11 protein-coding genes and 1 other RNA gene are annotated in these 17,558 nt (G+C 59.2%); 6 read left to right on the forward strand and 6 right to left on the reverse strand.

The window, feature by feature from the left end:
• Window positions 1–70 precede the first annotated feature (70 nt).
• From A8C75_RS23510 to A8C75_RS02305, 5 genes are all read left to right on the forward strand, one after another.
• Window positions 71–220 carry a hypothetical protein gene (locus A8C75_RS23510; protein WP_157890198.1) on the forward strand — a complete coding sequence of 50 codons (150 nt, stop codon included), beginning with the start codon at window positions 71–73 and terminating at the stop codon, window positions 218–220.
• Window positions 221–245: 25 nt separating this feature from the next.
• Window positions 246–1,511 (forward strand): imidazolonepropionase, encoded by a 1,266-nt coding sequence (hutI, locus tag A8C75_RS02290; RefSeq protein WP_067377530.1) that lies wholly within the window; start codon window positions 246–248, stop codon window positions 1,509–1,511.
• Entirely contained in the window at window positions 1,504–2,475 is a 972-nt protein-coding gene (gene hutG, locus A8C75_RS02295) for a formimidoylglutamase (RefSeq protein ID WP_067377533.1), read from the forward strand. The genes hutI and hutG overlap by 8 nt, the downstream gene beginning before the upstream one ends.
• Window positions 2,476–2,486: 11 nt before the next feature.
• Window positions 2,487–4,160, forward strand: a complete 1,674-nt coding sequence (hutU, locus tag A8C75_RS02300; RefSeq protein ID WP_067377536.1) for a urocanate hydratase — start codon at window positions 2,487–2,489, stop codon at window positions 4,158–4,160.
• Window positions 4,161–4,532: 372 nt separating this feature from the next.
• Window positions 4,533–9,431 (forward strand): NAD-glutamate dehydrogenase, encoded by a 4,899-nt coding sequence (locus A8C75_RS02305; RefSeq protein ID WP_157890199.1) that lies wholly within the window; start codon window positions 4,533–4,535, stop codon window positions 9,429–9,431.
• Window positions 9,432–9,591: 160 nt separating this feature from the next.
• On the opposite strand, the gene A8C75_RS02310 is transcribed toward A8C75_RS02305, so the two are convergent.
• The 6 genes from A8C75_RS02310 to smpB form a co-directional block, all read right to left on the reverse strand.
• The gene (locus A8C75_RS02310; protein WP_067377542.1) at window positions 9,592–11,109 is read right to left on the reverse strand and encodes a tripartite tricarboxylate transporter permease; all 1,518 of its coding nucleotides are present in this window, start codon (window positions 11,107–11,109) and stop codon (window positions 9,592–9,594) included.
• A 34-nt stretch (window positions 11,110–11,143) separates the two neighbouring features.
• Window positions 11,144–11,653: a tripartite tricarboxylate transporter TctB family protein gene (locus A8C75_RS02315; protein ID WP_067377545.1), complete on the reverse strand. Its 510-nt coding sequence runs from the start codon at window positions 11,651–11,653 to the stop codon at window positions 11,144–11,146.
• Between the two features lie 158 nt (window positions 11,654–11,811).
• Window positions 11,812–12,780: a tripartite tricarboxylate transporter substrate binding protein gene (locus A8C75_RS02320; protein ID WP_067377548.1), complete on the reverse strand. Its 969-nt coding sequence runs from the start codon at window positions 12,778–12,780 to the stop codon at window positions 11,812–11,814.
• Window positions 12,781–13,357: 577 nt separating this feature from the next.
• A complete protein-coding gene (locus tag A8C75_RS02325) occupies window positions 13,358–14,470 on the reverse strand; it encodes a phosphoribosylaminoimidazolesuccinocarboxamide synthase (protein WP_067377550.1) in 1,113 nt (370 codons plus the stop codon).
• Between the two features lie 518 nt (window positions 14,471–14,988).
• Window positions 14,989–15,347: a transfer-messenger RNA gene (ssrA, locus tag A8C75_RS02330) on the reverse strand.
• Between the two features lie 128 nt (window positions 15,348–15,475).
• Complete coding sequence (gene smpB / locus A8C75_RS02335) at window positions 15,476–15,949, reverse strand: SsrA-binding protein SmpB (protein ID WP_067377553.1); 474 nt, start codon at window positions 15,947–15,949, stop codon at window positions 15,476–15,478.
• Window positions 15,950–16,184: 235 nt separating this feature from the next.
• On the opposite strand from smpB, the gene A8C75_RS02340 reads away from it, so the two are divergent.
• The gene (locus tag A8C75_RS02340; RefSeq protein WP_067377556.1) at window positions 16,185–17,549 is read left to right on the forward strand and encodes a sodium-dependent transporter; all 1,365 of its coding nucleotides are present in this window, start codon (window positions 16,185–16,187) and stop codon (window positions 17,547–17,549) included.
• Window positions 17,550–17,558: the final 9 nt, after the last annotated feature.

Below are 17,558 nucleotides of genomic sequence, written 5' to 3' on the forward strand. Positions count from 1 at the left end.
CCCGTAAGTGATGACCGGTGCCCAAGCAGGCACTGGCCTTGGTGCGTCTCAAAAATACAGATATATACATATGTTTCTGGCAGCGCGGGATGTCGATTGCCAGGGCACAGTGCAGCTTACCCAGAACGTGCCCGAAACCCGTGTCGGCGCTGGCGTTGCAGCCAACAATAACCTTAACAACGGCAACCTGAGTCAGAACTTTTCGCAAGAAAAGATTTGACCTCCCAAATTCTTGTGATATACATATGTATATACAAACTATTAACCCCAAGGTGAACGCAGTGTTCGATACCTGTGAGCGAATCTGGATCAATGCAAACCTCGCGACCTTCGATGCCGCTGTCCAGGCGAGCTACGGTGCCTTGGCTGCCCAGGCGATAGGCGTGCGTGACGGCTGTATAGCCGCCATAGCCCCCATGTCTGCCTTTGATGCGTCTGCGGTATCGGCCGAAATTATCGATGCCCGCGGTGGCTGGATGACGCCGGGCCTGGTGGATGCGCATACCCATCTGGTGTTTGCCGGCAGTCGGGCGCAGGAGTTCGAGCAGCGCCTCAAGGGCGCCAGCTACGAAGAGATCGCCCGCAATGGTGGCGGCATTATATCTACCGTGCGTGCCACCCGCAGCGCCACCGTTGCGGAGCTGGTTCGCCTGTCCGAGCCGCGCTTGCAGGCGCTGATGCGCGAGGGCGTGACCTCGGTCGAGATCAAGTCCGGTTATGGCCTGAGCCTTGAAGATGAGCTGAAAATGCTGCGGGCGGCACGCCGGCTGGGTGAGCGCAACGCGGTGCGGGTATCGACCTCGCTGCTGGCCGCCCATGCGCTGCCGCCGGAGTTTGCCGACAACGCCGATGGCTATATCGACTTGATCTGCAACGAGATTATCCCGGCCGCCGTGGCTGAAGGCCTGGTGGATGCGGTGGATGTCTTCTGCGAAAGCATCGCCTTTTCACCGGCCCAGTGCGAGCGCGTGTTCAAGGCCGCGCAGCAGCATGGTCTGGGTATCCGTGCCCATGTCGAACAGCTGTCGAATCTGCATGGGGCTGCGCTGGCCGCCCGCTACGGCGCCTGGTCCGTTGATCATCTGGAGTGGCTCGACGAAGAGGGCGTCCAGGCCATGGCCGCATCCGGCACTGTTGCCACCCTTTTGCCGGGCGCTTTTTACTTCCTGCGCGATACCCGGGTGCCGCCCATCGACCTGCTGCGTCAGCACGGCGTCGGCATGGCGGTGGCGACGGACCTGAACCCAGGCTCCTCACCGCTGGCGTCCATTCGCTTGGCGATGAACATGGCTTGCACCCTGTTCCGCCTGACACCGGAAGAAGCCCTGGCCGGCTGTACCCGTTTTGGCGCCAGGGGACTGGGGCTAGAGGGCAAGGTCGGTGAGCTCAAGGTCGGCATGCAGGCGGATATGGTGCTTTGGGATATCGATCATCCGGCAGAACTCGCCTATCAGTTTGGCGTCAATCTGGTGCGCGAACGCATCCTGGCAGGGGAGGTGCACAATGTTTGATCCTGCTTGTAGCCTGGAAAATTTCAGCGACCTCTGGAGCGGCCGCATCGATGCGGACGAGCCGGCGCAACTCGCCACGCGCCTGCACCAGGTGATTGCACCGCTGCAGGACGAAAGCCCCGCAGGCCTGGCGATTGTGGGTTTCTGTTCCGATGAAGGCGTGCGCCGCAACAAGGGACGTGTGGGTGCCTGCCAGGCGCCGGACCTGTTGCGCAAGGCTTTGGCCAACATGCCCTGGGACCCCAGGCGTGCCGCCTGGGATGCCGGCAATGTGGTGTGCCAGGCCGAGCAGCTTGAAAGCGCGCACCAGGCCCTGGCCGATCGGGTGCAGCACTGTCTGGCCGCCGGGCACTTCCCGCTGGTGCTGGGCGGCGGTCACGAAGTGGCCTACGGCAGCTGGCTGGGGCTGGCGCAGCACTGCGAATCCCGGGCGCGCGCAGGCCAGGCACTGCCGCGTATCGGCATTATCAACTTCGATGCCCACTTTGATCTGCGCCTGGACACTCATGGCTGCAGCTCCGGCACACCCTTTTACCAGATCGCGCAGCGCTGCGAGCAGCAGGGCTGGGATTTCCGCTATTGCTGCCTGGGCGTGAGTGAATTGTCGAATACATCCGCGCTGTTTCGGCGCGCGGATGAACTGAATGTCAGCTATCGCCGCGATAGCGACATGGGGCTCAACCAGCTGGATGAGGCCCGTACGCAGCTCGAACGCTTTATGGATGACTGTGACCTGCTGTACCTGACCATAGACCTGGATGTACTGCCGGCGAGTATTGCGCCTGGCGTCAGTGCACCGGCGCCCCGGGGCCTGGGTCTGGATGTTCTGGAACCCCTGATTGAGTCAGTCCGGCAAACCGGAAAACTCACACTTGCCGATGTCGCGGAATATAACCCGACTTTCGATATTGATAACTGGACCGCCCGAGTAGCCGCGCGTCTTCTCCACTGTATTGTTAAATGAGGCCTATAAAAATGACCAATACCCGTCGCGACACCAGCCGTGTCATCAAGGCACCCACCGGCAGCGAAATTACCTGCAAGAGCTGGCTGACCGAAGCCGCCATGCGCATGCTGATGAACAACCTGCACCCCGACGTGGCCGAGCGCCCGGAAGAACTGGTGGTGTACGGTGGCATCGGTCGCGCCGCCCGTAACTGGGAATGCTACGACAAGATCGTGGAAGTGCTGCAGCGCCTTGAGGATGACGAAACCCTGCTGGTCCAGTCCGGCAAGCCGGTGGGCGTGTTCAAGACCCACGCCGATGCGCCCCGCGTGCTGATCGCCAACTCTAACCTGGTACCCCATTGGGCGACCTGGGAACACTTCAACGAGCTGGATAAGAAAGGCCTGATGATGTACGGCCAGATGACCGCCGGTTCCTGGATCTACATCGGCTCCCAGGGCATAGTCCAGGGCACCTATGAGACCTTCGTCGCCATGGCCAAACAGCACTTCGGTGGCGATGCGTCCGGACGCTGGGTGCTGACCGGTGGTCTTGGCGGCATGGGTGGCGCTCAGCCGCTGGCCGCCACCATGGCCGGCTTCTCCTGCATCACCGTTGAGTGTGACGAGACCCGCATCGATTTCCGTCTGCGTACCCGCTATGTCGACAAGAAGGCCTACAGCCTGGACGAAGCGCTGCAGATGATCGACGACGCCAAGGCCAATGGCCAGGCCATTTCCATAGGCCTGCTGGGCAACTGCGCCGATGTGTTCCCGGAACTGGTTGCGCGCGGCATTACGCCGGACGTAGTCACCGACCAGACCAGCGCCCATGACCCGCTGAACGGCTACCTGCCCCAGGGCTGGACCATGGAATACGCCGCCGAAATGCGTCTGAAAGATGAAGCCGCAGTGGTGGATGCTGCCAAGGAATCCATGGCCGTGCAGGTACGGGCAATGCTGGCGCTGCAGGCGCGCGGTGCCGCCACCACCGACTACGGCAACAATATCCGTCAGATGGCGAAAGAGAAGGGCGTCGAGAATGCCTTCGACTTCCCGGGCTTTGTGCCGGCTTACATTCGTCCGCTGTTCTGCGAAGGCATAGGGCCCTTCCGCTGGGTGGCGCTGTCCGGTGATCCGGAAGATATCTACAAGACCGATCAGAAGGTGAAGGAACTGATTCCGGACGATGCCCACCTGCACAACTGGCTGGACATGGCGCGCGAGCGCATCGCCTTCCAGGGTCTGCCGGCACGTATCTGCTGGGTTGGCCTGAAGGACCGTGCCCGTCTGGCGCTGGCGTTCAATGAAATGGTACGTAACGGCGAGCTCAAGGCACCGGTCGTTATTGGCCGTGACCACCTGGACTCCGGTTCCGTGACCAGCCCCAACCGCGAAACCGAAGCCATGAAAGACGGCTCCGATGCCATCTCCGACTGGTCGCTGCTGAATGCACTGCTCAGCACGGCAGGCGGCGCCACCTGGGTCTCCCTGCACCACGGCGGCGGTGTCGGCATGGGCTTCAGCCAGCACGCTGGCATGGTCATAGTGGCTGATGGCACCGAAGCGGCGGACAAGCGTCTGGGCCGCGTGCTGCGCAATGATCCGGGTACCGGTGTCATGCGTCACGCCGACGCCGGTTACGACCTGGCCATCGACTGCGCCAAAGAGCAGGGCCTCGACCTGCCCATGCTCGAAGGCTAAGTCCCCCGCGATACAGACAGAGGCGGCGTGGCGTCGCCTCTGTCTGCTTTGCAGATCCTTTGTTGTTGGTATTGCTCTTTACGCACCGGCTGGCGCTGATACGCACATATCCGCCAGCCGTTTTTTTAACTGTCTGTTTGTTTCAAGTACTCATTCGACTGCCGCCTTCAGGCCTGTGAGGCCGCAATCGAATGGGAACCTGGCAAGCCCTGAATTCAGAGCCCCGCGCGGCCTGTCTGCTGGGCCGCTGCCGATCCCGCACCGTTTACCTCTTGAAAGTTGTTTGTGTGGAATAATCCAAGGGTTGAGGGCGGTACAAAAGTGATAGTCCAAGCGGCAAAAAGAAAACAACAAGCCATTGCCAGCATGCTGATGGCAATCTCCGATCAAAACCAGACTCAGGAACCACGGGCGTCGCAACTGGCATCCCTGTGCAGGCTGCTGTTCGAGGGTATAGACCCTGAGGCGCTGGCCAGCCGCGATGCGAGTGCGCAGCTGGCATCGGTATCGGAGTTGCTCGGCTTTATTGAATATCGTCAGGCATCAGAGGCGCTTGTACGCGTCTTTAATCCCGAGCCTGCCGCGCTTGGTACCGAGCCAGGGGGCGGTGCGACCCGGCTGAAAAGTCATTCGATCGTGGATGTTGTCCTGGAGGACAGGCCCCACCTGGTGGCTTCACTTGGTCTGGCGCTGCAATGCGCAGGCATTGCCGTGCAGCAGGTGATTCATCCGGTGGTCGCGGTGCAGCGCGATACACAGGGACGGCTGGTCTCACTGCAGGCACCCTGTGCCGGCGCGAACTGCGAAGCCATAGTGCGCTTCGAGATCGAGCACCTGAGCGAGGCTGCCAGGCGCACGGCGCTTGAGCAGCGTCTCGCTGAAGTCATCGAAGACGTGCGCATGCTGGCGTGTGATGCCGCGGCTATGGGACAGCGCCTGAGCGATGCCATCAATGCCACGGCGCAGCGGCTGTCTGGCGTACAGCCGGATAATGCTCAGCTACAGGAAACGCTGGATTACCTGCGCTGGCTCAGGGACGGTCACTTTACCCTGGTAGGCGCTGCCAGCTACAGCTTGAGCTTCATCGCGGCGGATCGATGCCAGCTGTCACTGGATGCCGCCAGCCGGCTTGGCATTCTGCGTTTCGAGCGTCACTTCCCCGTCGAGAAAAAGCAGATTGAATTGTCGGCCTACCTCTCTGGCCTGATGTGCAACGCCAACCCGCTGATGCTGACCAAATCGACCTACAGTGCCCCTGTGGTGCGTGAAGGTCACCTGGATTATGTGGGTGTGAAACAGTACGGCAGCGATGGTCAGGTGATCGGCGAACAGCGCTTCTTTGGTCTCTATGATGCGAGGGTCTATGGCACGGCCGCCAGCGAGGTGCCGCTGCTGCGTTTTCGACTCGCCCAGTTAAAGGCCGCCATCAATGCCCCGGCTGACAGTTTTCGCGCGCGCCTGCTCGAACGCATTCTGGATCAGTATCCCCGGGACGAGCTGCTGCAAAGTACGCTTGAAGATCTGCAGGAAACTCTGTGCGGCATGCTGGAGGCCCATGACCGTCCGCGGCTGCGGCTGTTCACCCGGCTGGATGCTTACGGCCGCTTCGTCAGCGCCCAGGTGCTGTTGCCACGTGACAAATTCAATAGCGGTATGCGCCGTCGCGTGCAGGACATCTTGCTGCAGGCGCTGGGTGGGCTTGATGCCGAGTATCGGGTCGGTGATCTTGATGGCCTGCTGGTGGCCATTCAGTATCGTATTCACACCCGGGATGCACGCCAGCTGCAGATCGACAGCCAGGCGCTTGAAGCCCGCCTGAGCCAGGCGCTATTGAGCTGGGATGAGCAGTTGTGTAGCGCGCTGGCCGCCGTTGCGGGAGAGGGCCGTGTCGGGCCACTGTTTGAGCGTTACGCCACGCGCTTGCCAGCGGGTTATCGTGCCGATACGGCACCGGCCTGCGCGGTGGCTGACATCCTGCGCCTTGCGGCGCTAGAGCCTGTGCCCGGTGACTCTTCGGCGAAGCCCAGGCTCGCCTGCGTGCTCAGCGGTGCTGAAACTGGCGCCGCGACCGCCTGGCAATTCAAGCTCTATGGCTGGGGCCCTGCACCGGTGTTATCCGATGTACTGCCCATTCTGGAGAATCTGGGCGTGCGCGTGCTCGAGGCCCGACCCTGCCATCTGACCGAGCGCACCGATGGCGCTGGCGGCTCTTCTGGCAATTCTGCTGCCGATTCTGTGGTGCTGGATCAGCCCGGCTGGATTCTGGACTTCGGCGTTAGCGCGCTGCTGCCGGATGCGACCATGACTGAATTGCAAAACGCTGATCTGAAAACGCGCTTTGAGGCCGCATTTGAAGCGCTCTGGAGCCAGCAGGCCGAGAACGACGGCTATAACCGCCTGGTCGCGGCGGCGGGCCTCGGCTGGCGTCAGATTGTGGTGCTGCGCGCCATCGGCGCTTATCTGGGGCAGATCAAACTGCCATTTTCCCAGTCCTATCTGCAGGATACGCTGGCGCGTAACAATGATATAGCCGCCATGCTGAGTGGGCTGTTCGAGGCCCGCTTTGACCCCTGCCATGATCCCGACAGGGTTTCGCACGGGGCGTTGCAGCACCGGCTTGATGTACTGGAGGAATCGCTGGATGGGGTGCAGAGTCTTGATGAAGACCGCATTCTGCGTGCTTTTCTGGCCGTTATTCAGGCGGTAACGCGGACCAATTTCTTCCAGCGCTGCGACAAGGGTCTGTACAGGGATTATCTGTCCCTCAAGCTGAGTCCCGGCAGTATCCCGGCTATTCCCAAGCCCTGCCCGCTGTTTGAAATCTTTGTCTATTCGCCCCGCGTTGAAGGTGTCCACCTGCGGGGCGGCAAGGTCGCTCGCGGCGGCCTGCGCTGGTCTGACCGGCGTGAAGACTACCGCACCGAAGTACTGGGGCTGCTCAAGGCCCAGATGGTCAAGAATGCGGTCATAGTGCCGCAAGGGTCCAAGGGCGGTTTCTTCTGCAAGCGCCTGGGGCAGAATAACCCGGCTGCCATGCAGCAGGAGGCCATCGGTTGTTATCAGACCTTTATCCGCGCCCTGCTGGATGTAACGGATAACCTGGTGGACGGCGAGGTGGTCCCACCGAATGGCGTGGTGCGTCACGACGATGATGACCCTTACCTGGTGGTTGCCGCCGACAAGGGCACCGCAACTTTTTCCGATATAGCCAACGCCATCTCCAAGGACTATGGTTTCTGGCTGGGCGATGCCTTTGCCTCGGGTGGCGGCAACGGCTACGACCACAAAAAAATGGGCATTACCGCCCGGGGTGCCTGGGAGTCGGTCAAACGCCTGTTCCGCGAGCAGGGGCGTGATTGCCAGCGGGAGGACTTTAGCGTTGTCGGCATAGGCGACATGGCCGGCGATGTGTTTGGCAATGGCATGTTGCTGTCCCGGCACATACGTCTGGTGGCCGCCTTCAATCACCGCCATATCTTTATTGATCCTGCACCCGATGCCGCAACCAGCTTTATTGAGCGCAAGCGCCTGTTCGAGCAGCGAGGCTCTGCCTGGAGCGACTACGACAGCGCGCTGATTTCGCCGGGCGGTGGTCTGTTTGAGCGCAGTGCCAAGCAAATCCGGCTAAGTCCTGAGATCCGCCAGGCGCTGGCCATCACTGATGCGCCCGATGTGATCACGCCGGCGCAGCTGATTCGCCATATTCTGCAGGCCCCTGTGGATCTGCTCTGGAACGGGGGCATCGGTACCTACGTGAAGGCGCAGAGTGAAACCGATGCCAGCGTGGGGGACAGGGCCAACGATGCCGTGCGCATCAATGGCAGCGAGCTGCGCTGCAAGGTGGTGGCCGAGGGTGGCAATCTGGGGCTGACGCAACTTGGGCGCATCGAATATGCCCGCGCAGGCGGCCTGATCAACACCGACGCCATCGACAATGCCGGCGGCGTTGACTGCTCGGACCACGAAGTGAACATCAAGGTACTGCTGAATCAGGCGGTGCATGAAACCGGGCTCAGGCTAGATGCGCGTAACCACTTGCTGGCGCAGCTCGATACCGCTGTCGCCCAGGGAGTGCTGGATAACAACTACCGCCAGGCGGCGTTGCTGAGCCAGGCGGTGGACGGCGCAGCGGATCTGGACAGCTATGTGCAGCTGATGCACACACTGGAGCTTGAGGGCGGCCTCGATAGGCAACTCGAACACCTGCCCGATGCCCGCGAGCTGGCGCAGCGCGTTACGCGTCAGGAAGGTCTGTATCGGCCGGAACTTGCGGTGCTGGTGGCCTACAGCAAGCTGCACTTGTCCGGCCAGCTGCTGGCGGCGAAGCTGGCTGACAACAGCGGCTTCGGTGCCGGGCTGGCAGCTTACTTTCCCGCCCAGCTGGCGCAGCAATACCCGCAGTTGATTCAGCAACATCCGTTGCGGCACGAAATCCTCGCAACCCAGTGTGCCGGTGAGCTGGTGAACCGCATGGGCGCCCCCTTTGCGGCCCTGCTGCAGGATGAACTGCGGGCCAGGCCGCTGGAACTGTTCTGTGCCTATAGCATTGCAAAACAGCTGCTGGGTGCAGAGTTTCTCTGGGATGCCATCGATGCCTTGGGCACAGATGTACCCTATGGCGTGCAGCGGGATTTGCTGGGCAGTATCCACGAGCAGATGGAACAGGTGTGTCGCTGGCTGCTTAGCAGCGGCGAGGCGCTGACGGATATGGCCGCAACCCTTGAGCGCCTGCAGCAAGGTCTTGAGCGCAGTTGCCGAGGTCTGCAGCAGCAGCGTCAAACCATCAAAGCCGATGCGCTTATGGCTCAGGGTGTGCCCCGTGCCTTGGCCGAGGGCGTCGCGCGGCTTCCCATAGTGCTGGCCGGGCTGGATATCCTGCGAATGAGTTCGAATCAAGGCCTGGGGCCGGAGAGGGCGGCTAATGCCTACTTTCAGCTGGAGGAGCTACTGCAGCTGCATTGGCTGCGGGATAGCATCCGGGGGTTGCCGGCTGGCGACAGCTGGCAGCGCCAGGCGCGTGCGTCCCTCATGGCTGAGCTGAGTCAGCGGCTATCTGAACTGGGTCGTCATTGGCGGGTAGCCGAAACCACAGATCAGCATGGTGATGCCGCGACCTGGTTCAGCGCTCTGCGTACCCGTGCGGCTACTCTGCTTGTCATGATCGAGACCTTGCAGGCAAGCCCGGCACCCAGCTTTGTTCAGCTCAGTGTGCTGCTGCAGGAACTGAAACGCCTGGCACAGCTGGAGTCAGGTGCAGTCGGTCAGGTTTGACAGAGATAAGGCCTGGCGAGGGATCGCTGGGCCAGCTTGAGCAATGGCTTCATCAGGCTCCAAAACAAACAAGGCCTCCGCAAGGAGGCCTTGTTTGTTTTGTCTCTGGCGTAAGCGATAGCTTGTGCCATCAACAGATCATTAACGCCATATTGGTGGCTTAGTGACCTGAAATCGTATCCGCCGCTGCCTCTGCCTTGGGTTTGCTGCGCAGCTTGCGATAAATCGGGTAGCTCAGGGTGATCAGGGCGATGCTGAGCAGCACGACTGTGATCGGGCGGGTATAGAGGAAGTCATAGCTGCCGCCCTGCAGAGACAGGGCCCGCCTGAAATTGCTTTCCGCCATGGGTCCCATGATCAGTGCCAGCACGATGGGTGAGGGCGGGAAGTCACGTTTTTGCATGAAGTAGCCGGCAATACCCGCCGCCAGCATGATGCCTATATCAAACACGCTGTTGTTGATGGCGTAGGTGCCCACCACGCAGAGCGACAGAATGGTCGGTGTCAGTATCGCCTTGGGGATGCGAATGATCTTTACCACTACTCGCAAGGATGCGAGCCCGATGGCCAGCAGTACCAGGTAGCAAAACAGCATGCCGGCAAAGACCGTAAATACCAGCTCACCGTGTTCGGCGAAGAGCATGGGGCCGGGCTGCAGACCCTGCAGCACCAGGGCGCCAAGCATGACGGCTGTAACCGCATCGCCTGGAATGCCCAGGGTCAGCATGGGCAGCAGGGCGCCGCCGGTACAGCCATTGGAGGCGGATTCAGCGGCGGCAACGCCCTGCAACTCGCCCTTGCCGAAATTCTCCTTGTTCTTGCTGAAGCGCTTGGCCTCGTTATAGGCCACAAAGGATGCGATATCGGCGCCGGCGCCGGGTATGGAGCCGATAAAGCTGCCCAGGCCCGCCGAGCGCAGAATCGTGGGAATCAGGCCCTTAAAGGTACTCCAGCTTGGGATGATGCGACCGATGGCACTGGCGCTGGATCGCGCGGCCTGGGTTTCGGATAGCGACTTGAAGGCTTCCGATGCGGCAAAGAGGCCGATCATGATCGGAATAAAGGGCACACTCATGAGTTCGTTAAAGCCGCCGGTGAAGCGCGGATAGCCGCTCATCGGATCCAGTCCCACGGTGGCGATCAGCAGCCCGATGCCACCTGCGATCAAGCCCTTGAGCATGGAGTGGCTGGAGATACTGACGATGATGCTAAGGCCGAAAACAGCCAGTGCAAAGTTTTCTGCGGCGCTGAACTTTAACGCAAAGTCAGCCAGTAGCGGGGCCATGAATATCAGGATAAGTATGCTGATGGTGCCACCGATAAAGGACGACAGAGTCGCGGTGCCAAGGGTAACACCGGCCTTGCCCTGGCGGGTGAGCTGGTAGCCGTCCAGCGCTGTGGCGGCGGCGGCGGGCGTACCCGGGATATTCAGCAGAATCGCGGTGATGGAGCCGCCATAGATGCCACCGAAGTACACACCTGAAATCATCAGCAGTGCAGGTACCGGATCCATCCCGAAGGTAAAGGGCAGCAGTATGGCGACGCCCATGGTCGCGGTAAGGCCAGGAAGTATGCCCAGCAGTACTCCCAGGGTGACGCCAAGTACGGCGAACAGCAGTGACATGGGCTGATCAAACAGCGCCAATACGCCGTTGATGAGCATGCTGAAATCTTGCATTTATATTCTCCCTGTCGAGCAGGATGCAGAAGGATTAATCAATTAATTCACCTTCCGGCAAGGGAACATTCAATCCGAAGTAAAAAACAACATAGATGAGACCGGTGATGGCCATGGCCACCAGAGGTGTAATGACACGGTGGCGATAACCGAGCAGCCATATCAGGCAGGTCATATATAAAGTGTTGGCGACAAGGAAACCGACCAGCGGTATCAGCACGAAATTCACCACTGACGCGACTATGCCGACGACGGATTTAATCTCGGTGCGAAAATCTCGCAGGGATATTTTTGCCGTTGATGCGGCGTTCTTGCTGCGCAATACAAGTACGACTAACCCCAGGCAGAGTGCGATGAGCAAAATGGCGTAGACGATGGGGAAGCGTGCGGGTCCAACATCGGTTTTTAGCAGCGATGCCGGGAAGAATGATGCGGTAAAGAGTGCAAAAGACGCCAGGGCAATGGTGATCAGCGGGATGCTGAGCTCAAGCCAGCGGCTGTGAATCTGAAAGCCAGGACTGCTTTTTTCCTGTTGGGCGCTCATGGGCGGTACCTTTAGTCTGCAGCCTGGTACGGATCTTATGCTGCCTGATTCTTATAGTATGTCGATCGGGTCTACGCCTGGGTTCGCCTGCGGCAGGCCTCAAACGTCAGATGCCCTGGCCCGTGCAGATGCACAGGCCAGGGTGGATCTAGTAAAGCTTAGCTACCCAGCCCCAGTTTTTTCATGAGGTCTTTGAAAAAGACGTCATCCCTGCTGATGGTTTTCTGAAACTCAGGCGCATCCAGGTAGGCATGGGTCAGGTTCATTTTGGCCAGCGCGCTCTTGAAGCCGTCATCGTTGGCGGTCTGTTTTACGGCGTCACGCAGAACCATCTGAATGTCTTCAGGTGTCTTCTTGGGAACGACGATACCGCGCCAGGTCATGATGCTCAGATCAACACCGCTTTCCTTGAGTGTCGGGATATCTTCAAAGCCGGCGATGCGCTCATCCGACATAATCGTCAGGATACGAATCTTGCCGTTTTTAACGTGGTTGGCGACTTCAGCCGGGCTCACAGTAACCGCCTCAATGTGTCCGCCGAGCAGTGCTGTAACCGCTGGGTTGGCGCCATCGTAAGGGATGTGGCTGAACTGGGTGCCGGTTTTGTCGGCGAGGGCTTCAGCTGCGAGGTGCCAAATAGCGCCTGTACCTGAGTTGCCAATGCGGATGGCGCCGGGGTTAGCCTTGGCGTGCGCAATGAACTCGTCATAGGTCTGCCAGGGGGAATCGGCGTTAACGGAAATGGCGCTGGGTTCGGCATTGAGACGAGCGATAGGAACAAAGTCCTCGGCCTGGAAAGTGACCATTCCAAGGTGCGGCAGCATCGCCAGTTCAACGGTACCCATGCCGATATGGTAGCCATCGGCCCGAGCACGCACTATTTCAGACAGGCCGACAGCGCCACCGCCACCGGTTTTGTTCACGACGCCCATGGCTTCGGGGAGGTACTGTTTGGCGGCATCGGCAAAAGCCCGGGTTACCAGGTCGGTGCCGCCACCGGCGGAATAGGGCACTATGACTTCAATCTGCTTGGACGGATAGCTGGCGGCGCTGGCGATCGAACCCAGTATAAAAGTGCTGGTGATAATCGCTTTGGCCAATGTGCTGACAAGCTTGCGTGATTTCATACTAACCTCTTGTTTTTATGAAGAGCCTATAATGGCCCGGTGGCTGGCGGTTATAGCCTGCCGATGAGCCTGGCTCAGGTGTGGTGCATTGGCGAGATGTGACGGTGGTGAGCGCAGAAATAGTCTGGATTTTCGCAAAGGCTCTCGCCTGTGCTGCCCCTGTCTAGACCCGTTCCAGCTGAGGCTTCAGCTGGCCCCCGTTCTCGTTGACAGGAATAATAGTATTGTATGACTTATAAAATCAACCCATCTTGTAAGAATTTGTAAGTATTTGTCCTTTTGTGGCTCTGTTGCCAGCGTGAGTATAGTCGTCCGCAACGAATGTATATCAAGGGCTTCAGGGATGGTTGAGCGCAACATGGCTGCCGCTCGGGCGTGGCGTTGTCTGCGTCAGGGCGCAGTCCGTCAGCTAACCTTTGAGTCCGACTTGGGCGGACCAGCTGGATGGAGTTAAGGGAGGAACGAAGGGTTGATTGGTCGGCGGTCATGTTCTGGAAGATGGCGACGCACCGCCATGGCGCCGGTGATCGCCTGGTCGCCGAGGGCACGGGTATTGCCCGTGCCTTCGGTCGGGGTGTTATGCGTTTGTGTCGATCAGGTCGTACTGGTCGCGCAGGATGGCGATGATTTCCGCCTTGGGGTTTTGTGGCAGCTCAACGGGGGTGCCGGTGATTTTTTCGGCAATGGCGCGATAGGTTTCGGAGACCTGCATCAGTACTTCTTGCGGCAGAGCGTTGTCCTGTGCCAGTGCCTGGCGCTCGGCCATGCGATCCTTGTTGAGCAGAATATCGGGATCGGGAAAATGATTGAGCAGCAGTTGACGGAAGGCTTCCTTGGACTGCTCTACCACCTTGCCGGCCCGGTACGCAGCGCCGTCCCAGATGCGGGACGAGTCAGGTGTGCCGACCTCATCCATGTAAATCAGCTTCTCGGTGCCGCTGCGATCAGTGACGTAACCGAACTCGAACTTGGTATCGACAAAGACCTGGTCCAGCTTGGCCAGGGCAGTGCTGATCACCTCAAAGCCGTCCCGCAGCAGTTCTTCGTAGCGCTCTATATCCTCGGCACTGCGGAAGTTGAAGGCCTGGTAGTGATCGCGGATATCCTTGCGGGAGACGTTCACATCGTCCGCTTCCGGAACGCCCGGGATACCCTGCAGAATTCCCTTGGTGGACGGCGTGATCAGCAGCTCGGGCAGTGGCTGGTCTTTCTGCAGACCATCGGGCAGCTCAATGCCACAGAAGGTGCGTTCTCCCTTGGCATAGGCGCGCCACATCGAGCCGGTAATGTACTGGCGGCCGATTGCTTCAATCATCACCGGGCGGGCTTTCTGCACTATCCAGACAAAGGGGTGGGGGATATCCAGAATATGGCTATCGGCCAGGCCCTGCTCGCGGAACAGCTTGAACCAGTGGTTGGAGATGGCGTTAAGGGCGGCGCCCTTGCCGGGTACGCCCTGCATGCCGCCTTCGCCGTGCCAGATGCAGTCGAAGGCGGAGATGCGGTCACTGATTACCATGATGGCCAAGGGGGCGTCGGAGACAACGTCATAGCCTTTTTCTTCGATCAGGCGACGGCTGTCCGCTTCGGTCAGCCAGTACACGGAGCGGACTTTACCGCTGTGGACAGGGCGATCGGTACGAATCGGCAGATCATTGTTCACGGCCAATACTTGGTTGGCAAGACTCATGGCAAGCTGTCCTGTGTCGAGTTGGATAGGGTTAATAGTTGCAGATACACAAGCACGTTACGAGCAAATTCAAGAGCGCGAATGTAGCAGATCTGGCCGGCCCTGACATCTTGTGCAGTGCGGTTACCCCTGGCATTGGCAGTACTGGATCGCGAAGATGACGCTGGGTGGTGATTCGGGGCTATAAATGAAGAGATACCGTGCTGCGATTCAGCCCCGAGAATACTCGCAATAGTGCGCTGGCCGGCCCTGTCGGAATCCGCCTGTGGATGGCCGATGCGTAGAGATAGACGGTGGGTGGTGGCTAGTTTTACCAGTCGCTGGCTTTGTGTAAGAGCGAGAGTGACTTGGGAAATAAGTGTTGGTGAGAGACCATGTGGTAAGCACATTTACGCCGGAGCAATTGCAGGATGCAATAAGGCTGTGTCTTGTTGCGACACGTTTTCGACACATGCGGTATTTTGGAAGGCCCAGAATAGAAAAAGGCCTGAAAAATCAGGCCTTTATCAACGGGCATTTGGTGGAGGTGGCGGGTTTCGAACCCGCGTCCGCCAATCCTCTGCCTTAAGATCTACATGCTTAGGCATCTCAATTAAATTAACCCGTCGCGACCCGAGAGCCAGGGTGCTGTGGGCGAGCCTCTTTAGTTTTAACCGTTCAGCTTGAGACAAAGCATCCAGGCGATTCTGTCTCCAATGACACCGCAAAACCTCTGAGTTACAGACACCTTAGAGAGCGGCGCTAGCGGCCTTAAGCTGCTAGAGCGTAGTTATCGTCGTTAGCAACTATAACTGTGTAGTGACGGATTTACGAGATTCACTACAAACTCGACATGCACCCAAGGGTTCGTAATCAGCGTCGAAGCCAAGTCACCCCCGTAGATGCGGCCAGTATACGGTTTTTCTATCGGGAGTGGTATCTTTTTACGGGCTTGGACGGGCGGGAATGTGAAAAACGTCGATCGTTGCCGGTGCTTGTGGGCACCGGCAGGGTCAGGCAGGTCGGTCAGCGGGTTGCCAGGGCGCGTTGTTTTTCGCGCTCGCCTTCTCGATCTTTCTCTGCGGCACGTTTGTCATGCAATTTCTTGCCCTTTACGAGGGCGATTTCGCATTTGACCCGGCCGCCTTTCCAGTACATGGCCAGTGCCACGCAGGTATGGCCCTTGGCTTGGGTTTCTACTGTCAGCTTGTCGATCTGGCGACGGTGCAGCAGCAGTTTGCGATCGCGCCTGGGGTCTGCGACCACATGGGTGCAGGCGCTGAGCAGTGGTGTGAAGTGAGCGCCCACGAGCCATGCCTCATCGTTCTTGAGGATGACGTAGGAGTCGACCAGTTGAGCGCGGCCCTCGCGCAAGCTCTTGACTTCCCAACCGGTGAGGGCGACACCTGCTTCGAATTTTTCTTCGATGCTGTATTCGTGCCGTGCCTTCTTGTTGAGACAGATTGTCGAGCTGGTGTTCTTGGATTTCTTGGTTGCCATGGTGGGCGATTATATCGATGCGCTGTCGGGCTGGAAAGCAAGACGTTGTGTTTCGCGGTCGCTGAATGCAAAAAAACAGCCACGGTGGGGTAAAACGGTTGCCTGAATCCGGCAAAATAGGAAGAATGCCCCGTTTTGCGTTGCGAAGTTAGCGTGCAGACAGTGCTCCGGTGCTTCATTTATAGGCAGCAGCATTCGCAGGCAGCGCGGTTTGATAGCTTTTATAGAGGCAAGTATGCAGGAACGGCACTCGATACATGGTACCTGGGCCAATCGCTGGATCTTTATTCTGGCAGCGACCGGCTCGGCCGTCGGTTTGGGCAATATCTGGAAATTCCCCTATATCACCGGGGAGAATGGCGGCGGTGCCTTTGTGTTGGTATATCTGGTCTGCATCCTGCTGGTCGGCGTGCCCATCATGATGGGCGAGGCGCTGATCGGGCGGCGTGCCCGCTGTAATCCCGTCAATGCCATGAAGGTCACCGCCAGTGAATCGGGCCTTTCAACCGGCTGGCAGGCCATCGGCTGGATGGCGGCCCTGGCGGGCTTCCTGATCTTCAGCTTCTACTCGGTGGTGGCCGGCTGGGTGCTGAACTATATCGCCGGCATGGTGCGCGGAGACTATATCGATATGGGGCGGGAGCAGGCCGCAGCACAGTTCGAGCTGCTGCTGGCCGACCCCAAGCTGATGCTGGCCTGGCACTCGGTATTTGTGGTGCTGGTGATGCTGGTGGTCGTTGGCGGTGTTAACAAGGGGCTTGAACGGGCTACCCGTATCATGATGCCGGCGCTTTTTGCCTTGCTGGCGCTACTGCTGGGCTATTCCTTTACGACCGGTCATTTCACGCAAGGCCTGGAGTTTTTGTTTCACTTTGCGCCTGAAGATCTGACCTGGGACAGCGTGCTGGTGGCTCTGGGTCACTCCTTCTTCACGCTGTCCCTGGGGATGGGGGCCATCTTGGCCTACGGCTCCTATATGCCAAAGAGTGCATCTATCGGCGGCACCGTTATGACGATTGCTTTCCTTGATACCCTGGTTGCGCTGGCGGCGGGCATGGCGATCTTCCCCATCGTGTTTGCCAACGAACTGGATCCTGGTGCAGGCCCAGGGCTGATGTTCATCACGCTGCCGGTTGCCTTTGGGCAGATGCCCGGGGGTCAGCTGTTTGGCTTTCTGTTCTTCCTGCTGGTGGGGGTGGCGGCCTGGACGTCTGCCATTTCGCTGATGGAGCCGGCGACGGCCTGGCTGGTCGAACGGCTCAAGCTTGAGCGTTTGCCGGCCTGCCTGATCCTGGGTGCTGCGGGCTGGGCGATGGGGGTTTTAAGTCTGGGGTCCTTCAACGTGCTGGCGGATTTCAAGCTTCTGGGTATGACCACCTTCGATTTTCTCGATTTCGTGACGGCCAATATCATGTTGCCGCTCGGCGGGCTCTTTCTGGCGATCTACGTGGGCTGGTTTATGCAGCGCACCGCGATCATGGATGAGCTGGCGATGAAAAATCGACTGCACTTCAATCTGTGGTACGGCGTGGTACGATTCGTGGCGCCGGTAGCGGTGGCGATTATATTCGCACTTAATCTGTACCAGAAACTGGCCTGAAGGACGCTT

The sequence above is a fragment of the Marinobacterium aestuarii genome (assembly GCF_001651805.1).
GTDB classification, from domain to species: domain Bacteria; phylum Pseudomonadota; class Gammaproteobacteria; order Pseudomonadales; family Balneatricaceae; genus Marinobacterium_A; species Marinobacterium_A aestuarii.

Excerpts from the sequence above, each read along its gene's own strand:
- A8C75_RS02320 (WP_067377548.1), bottom strand. The coding sequence starts at position 12,780 with ATGAAATCACGCAAGCTTGTCAGCACATTGGCCAAAGCGATTATCACC.
- hutU (WP_067377536.1), top strand. The coding sequence starts at position 2,487 with ATGACCAATACCCGTCGCGACACCAGCCGTGTCATCAAGGCACCCACC.
- A8C75_RS02310 (WP_067377542.1), bottom strand. The coding sequence starts at position 11,109 with ATGCAAGATTTCAGCATGCTCATCAACGGCGTATTGGCGCTGTTTGAT.
- hutG (WP_067377533.1), top strand. The coding sequence starts at position 1,504 with ATGTTTGATCCTGCTTGTAGCCTGGAAAATTTCAGCGACCTCTGGAGC.
- A8C75_RS02340 (WP_067377556.1), top strand. The coding sequence starts at position 16,185 with ATGCAGGAACGGCACTCGATACATGGTACCTGGGCCAATCGCTGGATC.
- A8C75_RS02305 (WP_157890199.1), top strand. The coding sequence starts at position 4,533 with ATGGCAATCTCCGATCAAAACCAGACTCAGGAACCACGGGCGTCGCAA.
- A8C75_RS23510 (WP_157890198.1), top strand. The coding sequence starts at position 71 with ATGTTTCTGGCAGCGCGGGATGTCGATTGCCAGGGCACAGTGCAGCTT.
- smpB (WP_067377553.1), bottom strand. The coding sequence starts at position 15,949 with ATGGCAACCAAGAAATCCAAGAACACCAGCTCGACAATCTGTCTCAAC.
- A8C75_RS02315 (WP_067377545.1), bottom strand. The coding sequence starts at position 11,653 with ATGAGCGCCCAACAGGAAAAAAGCAGTCCTGGCTTTCAGATTCACAGC.
- hutI (WP_067377530.1), top strand. The coding sequence starts at position 246 with ATGTATATACAAACTATTAACCCCAAGGTGAACGCAGTGTTCGATACC.
- A8C75_RS02325 (WP_067377550.1), bottom strand. The coding sequence starts at position 14,470 with ATGAGTCTTGCCAACCAAGTATTGGCCGTGAACAATGATCTGCCGATT.